The 6339-nt window shown below is 67.9% G+C and carries 4 protein-coding genes; all 4 read left to right on the top strand.

The genetic code is table 11. The features are described 5' to 3' along the window. A partial coding sequence (locus AC1D2K_RS01520; RefSeq protein ID WP_478085749.1) for an amino acid permease occupies nucleotides 1-761 on the top strand: 761 nt, incomplete at its 5' end. 50 nt (nucleotides 762-811) lie between these two features. After that, complete coding sequence (locus AC1D2K_RS01515) at nucleotides 812-2071, top strand: arginine deiminase (RefSeq protein ID WP_478085748.1); 1260 nt, start codon at nucleotides 812-814, stop codon at nucleotides 2069-2071. A gap of 87 nt (nucleotides 2072-2158) precedes the next feature. After that, complete coding sequence (locus AC1D2K_RS01510; protein ID WP_478085747.1) at nucleotides 2159-3262, top strand: efflux RND transporter periplasmic adaptor subunit; 1104 nt, start codon at nucleotides 2159-2161, stop codon at nucleotides 3260-3262. After that, nucleotides 3259-6324, top strand: coding sequence for an efflux RND transporter permease subunit (locus AC1D2K_RS01505; RefSeq protein WP_478085745.1), 3066 nt, complete (start codon nucleotides 3259-3261; stop codon nucleotides 6322-6324). Before AC1D2K_RS01510 ends, AC1D2K_RS01505 begins: the two co-directional genes overlap by 4 nt. Nucleotides 6325-6339: the final 15 nt, after the last annotated feature.

Here is a 6339-nt window from a genome sequence, read left to right as displayed (position 1 = left end):
TCGCCAAGGAGCGCACGGACGTCGGCAAGGCCACCATCCTCGGCTTCATCGGCGTCACCGGCCTGATGGTGCTGGTGTCGATGCTGCCTTATGCCGTATTGCAGCGCGCCGACATCGCGGGCATGCGCCAGCCGTCGATGGCCAGTGTGCTCGAGGCTGTCGTCGGGCCCTGGGGCGCGATCTTCATCAGCATCGGCCTGATCGTCTCGGTGCTCGGCGCCTACCTGGCCTGGTCGCTGATCTGCGCCGAGGTGCTGTTCACCGCGGCCAAGACCAAGGACATGCCGGCGGTCTTCGCCAAGGAGAACAAGAACAAGGTGCCGGCCAACGCGTTGTGGCTGACCAACATCATCATCCAGCTGTTCGTGATCAGCACCTACTTCTCGACCGACGCCTTCGCGCTGATGCTGAACCTCACCAGCGCGATGTCGTTGATCCCGTACCTGTTCGTGGCGGCCTACGGCTTCATGATCTCCAAGCGCGGCGAGAGCTACCAGCTGCGCCCCGAGGAGCGCAAGCGCGACCTGATCCTGGCCTTGGTCGCGGTGGTCTACACGATCTTCATGATCTACGCCGGCGGCCTCAAGTTCATCCTGCTGTCGGCGGTGCTTTACGCGCCCGGCACGCTGCTGTACATCTGGGCCCGGCGCGAACAGAAGCTGACCGTCTTTTCGGCGGTCGAGTGGGCCATCTTCATCGTCGCGATCATCGGTGCCGTGGTGGGCATCCACGGGCTCGCGACCGGCAGCATCACCATCTAGTCACACCAACTGGATACACCGTTTCAGACATCGAATTTTTGGAGGTCATCATGGCGACTACGGAAGTGAAAGAGACAAAGTTTGGCGTGCACTCGGAAGTCGGGCAGCTGCGCAAGGTGATGGTGTGCGCGCCGGGCCTGGCCCATTCGCGCCTGACGCCGAGCAACTGCGACCAGCTGCTGTTCGACGACGTGCTGTGGGTCGAGAACGCCAAGCGCGATCACTTCGACTTCGTCACCAAGATGCGCGACCGTGGCATCGAGGTGGTCGAGAYGCACAACCTGCTGGCCGAGACGGTGGCGGTGCCCGAGGGCAAGAAGTGGATCCTCGACAACCAGGTCGTGCCCAACCAGGTCGGGCTCGGCTTCATCGACGAACTGCGCAGCTATCTCGAAGGGCTGGACCACCGCACGTTGGCCGAGACGCTGATCGGTGGCTTGTCGACCAACGACTTTCCCGAGTCGGTCGGCGGCAAGGCGCTCGCAGTCGTGCGCGAGGCCGCCGGTGCCACCGAGTATCTGCTGCCGCCGCTGCCCAACACGCTCTACACGCGCGACACCACCTGCTGGATCTACGGCGGCGTGACGCTCAATCCGCTGTACTGGCCGGCGCGCCACGAGGAGACCATCCTCACGACCGCGATCTACAAGTTCCACCCCGACTTCGCCGGCAAGGTCAACGTCTGGTGGGGCGACCCGACCGAGGACCACGGCCTCGCGACGCTCGAGGGCGGCGACGTGATGCCGATCGGCAAGGGCAACGTGCTGATCGGCATGAGCGAGCGCACCTCGCGCCAGGCCATCAGCCAGCTGGCGGCCACGCTGTTCAAGAAGGGCGCGGCCGAACGCGTGATCGTCGCGGCAATGCCGAAGATCCGCGCCGCGATGCACCTGGACACCGTGTTCACCTTCGCCGACCGCGATTGCGTGCTGCTGGCGCCGGACTTCATGAACCAGACCCGCACCTACTCCTATCGCCCGAGCAGCCATCCGAGCGGCGTCGAGCTGCATGCCGAGAACAAGCCCTTCGTGGACGTCGTGGCCCAGGCGCTGGGCTTCAAGAAGCTGCGCGTGGTCGAGGCCGGCGGCAGCGACTACCAGCGCGAGCGCACCCAGTGGGACAGCGGCGCGAACCTGGTCTGCGCCTCGCCGGGCGTGGTTTATGCATACGACCGCAACACCTACACCAACACGCTGCTGCGCAAGCAGGGCATCGAGGTGGTCACGATCGTGGGCGCCGAACTGGGTCGTGGACGCGGAGGCGGCCATTGCATGACCTGCCCGATCATTCGCGATCCGGTCGACTTCTGAGGGAAGGCCGGTCGCGAGGCCGGCGGGAACACACGGGCTGCCGCGAGGCGCCCGGACGATCGATCAACAGAGAGAGGAAGACAGCACGTGTCTGCTGCCCAACGCATTCGTAAATTGCCGAGCACCACGGCGCTGCTCGCGCTCGCGGCCGTGGTGTCGTTGTCGGCCTGCCGGCGTGCCGAAGAGGCCCCGGCCCCCGAGATCCGGCCGGTCCGGGCGATGACGATCGAGCGCCGCACGGTCGGCGACTCGGTGTCCCTGACCGGACGCGTGCAGGCGCAGAGCGAGGTCAACCAGTCCTTCCGGATCGACGGCCGGCTGATCGAGCGCAACGTGGACATCGGCGACCGGGTCAGGCCCGGCCAGCTGCTGGCCCGGCTCGACCAGATGAACGAGGACAGCAGCCTGCAATCCGCACGGGCCCAGCTGGCCGCGGCGCAGGCCCAGGGCGCGGAGGCGCGCAACATGTTCAACCGGATGCGCGACCTGCTGGCCGAGAACGCGGTCTCGCGCGCGTCCTTCGAGCAATCCGAGGCGATGCTCAAGGTCACGCAGTCGCAGATCAATTCGGCGCAGTCGCTGGTCGACATCGCGCAGAACCGCCTGAGCTACACCCGCCTGCTCTCCGACGTGGCCGGCGTCGTGACGGCGCGCGGCGCGGAGCCCGGCGAAGTGGTGGGGGCCGGCCGGATGGTGGTGCAGGTCGCGCGCGAGGGCGCGATCGACGCCGTCTTCGACGTGCCGGCGCAGATCAAGGACATCGCGCCGAGCAATCCCGACATCACGGTCGCGCTCGGCGGCGACCCGAGCGTCACGGCGGTCGGCAAGGTGCGCGAGGTCTCGCCGCGCGCCGACCCGGTCACCGGCACCTTCGCGGTCCGGGTCCGCCTGATCAATCCGCCCGCGGCCATGCGCCTGGGAAGCACCGTCACGGGGCGCATGAAGCTCAACACCGAGGCGGCGCTCGACATCCCGGCCAGTGCGCTCACGCGCAGCGGCGGGCAGACCGCCGTCTGGATCGTCGATACCAAGGCCGGCACGGTGTCGGCGCGCAATGTCGAGGTCCGCGCCTATGACGCGTCCCGCGTCCAGGTCACGAAGGGGCTCGCACCGGGCGACGTGATCGTCACGGCCGGCGCGCAGGCGCTGCGGCCGGGGCAGAAGGTCCGCTGGCTCGAGGCCGCGAAGTGATCGGCCCGAACCTGTCGGAGTGGGCGCTCTCGAAGCGCTCGCTGGTGGTGTTCCTGATGATCATCGCGGTCGTCGCGGGCACCTTTTCGTTCCTGAAGCTGGGTCGCGGCGAAGACCCGACCTTCACCTTCCGCACCATGATCGTGGCCGCGGGCTGGCCCGGCGCCACGGTCGACGAGACCCTGTCGCAGGTCACCGAGCGGCTCGAGCGCACGCTGCAGGAAACCCATCACCTCGACCGCGTGCGCAGCTACACGACGGCCGGCCAGACCACGATCTTCGTCGACCTGAAGCAGTCGACGCCGCCCGGCGAGGTGGCCGACATCTGGTACCAGGTGCGCAAGAACATCGGCGACATGCGCCAGACCCTGCCCTCGGGCGTGGTCGGCCCCTTCTTCAACGACGACTTCGGCAGCACCTTCGGCATCATCTATGCCTTCACGGCCGACGGCTACACCTTCCGCGAGCTGCGCGACCAGGTGGAGTCGGCGCGCTCGCGCCTGCTGCAGGTGCCCGACGTCTCGAAGATCGAGGTGCTCGGCGCCCAGGACGAGCAGATCTTCATCGAGTTCTCGACCGAGCGGCTCGCGGGCCTGCGGCTGGATTACGGCGCGATCGTGGCGGCACTGCAGCAGCAGAACGTGATCCGCCCGGCCGGCACCCTGCACACCGAGCAGGAGCGCATGTTCATGCGCGTCACGGGCGCCTTCGATTCCGAGCGCGACATCGAGGCGGTCAATCTGGTGCTGGGCGGGCGCAACATCCGCCTGGGCGATATCGCGACCGTGCGGCGCGGCTTCACCGATCCGCCGCAGCCGATGTTCCGCGTCAACGGCAAGCCGGCCATCGGCCTCGCGATCGCGATGCGCGACGCCGGCGACATCCTGGCGCTGGGCCGCAACATCAAGGCCGAGATGGCGGACATCACGGCCAACCTGCCGCACGGCATCGAGCCCACGCTGGTGGCCGACCAGGCCGTCACGGTCGACGTCGCGATCAACGACTTCATGGCCTCGCTGTGGCAGGCCATCGCGATCATCCTGGTGTGCAGCTTCGTGAGCTTGGGCATGCGCCCGGGGGCGGTGGTGGCGCTGTCGATCCCGCTGACGCTGGCGATCGTGTTCGCGGTCATGGACCTGGTGCACATCGACCTGCACCGGGTCTCGCTCGGGGCGCTGATCATCGCGCTGACGCTGCTGGTCGACGACGCCATGACTACGGTCGACGCCATGCTGAACCGGCTCGCGGCCGGCGACACCAAGGACCAGGCCGCGACCTTCGCCTACCGAACGCTGGCCGCGCCGATGCTGATCGGCACGCTGGTGTCGATCTCGAGCTTCGTGCCGATCGGCTTCGCGCGCAGCTCGGCGGGCGAGTACACCTTCTCGATCTTCGCCGTGGTGGCGATCGCGCTGATCGTCTCCTGGCTCGGCGCCGTGATCTTCGCGCCGCTGGTCGGCAAGGCGCTGCTCAAGACGCCCAAGGCCGATGCGGTGGTCAAGCCCAGCAAGTTCCTGAATGCCTTCAGCGGCTTCCTGAAGGGCGCGATCCGGGCCAAGTGGCTGACCATCGGGCTCACGCTCGCGGCCTTCGTGGCGTCGATGTTCCTGGTGCGCTTCGTGCCGCAGCAGTTCTTCCCGGCCTCCGACCGGCCCGAGCTCACGGTCGACCTGACCTTGCGCCAGAACGCCTCGATCTATGCGACCGAGGAGCAGGCCAAGCGCTTCGAGGCCCTGCTCAAGGACGACCCGGACGTCGACCACTTCAGCACCTACGTGGGCCGTGGCGCGGTGCGCTTCATCCTCACGCTCAACGCGCAGCTGGCCAACCCCTTCTTCGCCCAGGTGATCGTGGTCGCCAAGGACCTCGAGGCGCGCGACCGGCTGCAGCTCAAGCTCGAGAAGGCGCTGGCCGAGCAGTTCCCGGACCTCGTCGCGCGCATCTCGCCGCTGGAGCTCGGGCCGCCGGTGGGCTGGCCGCTGCAGTACCGCGTGATGGGGCCCGACAAGGACGAGGTCCGCAGGATCTCGCTCGAGCTGGCCGGCCTCCTCGGGTCGCATCCGCAAGCCCGGCATGTCAACTTCGACTGGATGGAGCCCGCGCGGCAGATCCAGATCCGGATCAACCAGGACGAGGCGCGCCAGCTCGGCATCAGCTCCGCCGCGCTGGCCGGCATCATGAACGCCACCGTGACCGGCACCCCGGTCACGCAGGTGCGCGACGACATCTACCTGGTCAACGTGGTGGCCCGGGCCAGCGCCGAGCAGCGCCTGTCGCTGCAGACCCTGAGCACGCTGCAGGTGCCCACCGCCAGCGGCCGGATGGTGCCGCTGAGCCAGTTCGCGACCTTCTCCGAAGAGCAGGAATCGCCGCTGGTCTGGCGCCGCAACCGGGTGCCGACGCTCACGGTGCGCGCCGACGTCATCCACGGCGCGTTGCCCGACACCGTGGTCGAGGCGCTGGCGCCCAAGATCGTCGAACTCAACGCCAAGCTGCCCAAGGGCTACAAGATCGAGACCGGCGGCCTGTCCGAGGAAAGCGCCGAGTCGAGCGCCTCGGTGTTCGCCGTGGTGCCGCTGATGATCGTGCTCATGCTGCTGAGCATGATGGTGCTGCTGGTGAGTTTCCGGCGCCTCGCCATGGTGGTCTGCGTGATGCCGCTGGGCCTGATCGGCGTGGTCATCACGCTGCTGGTCTTCAATCGGCCGCTGGGCTTCGTCGCCATCCTGGGCATCCTGGCGCTGATCGGCATGATCGCCAAGAACGGCGTGATCCTGATCGTCCAGATCGAGACCAACCGCGCGGAGGGGCAGGGCGTGCTCGACGCGGTGGTGTCTGCGGCCACCTCGCGGATGCGGCCCATGATGCTGACCTCGATCTCGACCGTGCTCGGCCTGATCCCGATCGCGCCCACGGTGTTCTGGGGCTCGATGGCCTTCGCGATCATGGGCGGGCTGCTGGTCGCCACCGTGCTGACGCTGGTCTTCCTGCCGACGCTGTACATGCTGGCGTTCGGCAACGAGAAACCCATGCCGCCAGCGGGCGCGGTCGAGCCGGCGTGAGCGGGCGGCTCCGGC

The sequence above is a fragment of the Variovorax sp. P1_H12_2 genome (assembly GCF_056405335.1).
This window is presented reverse-complemented; position numbering and strand designations above follow the sequence as displayed.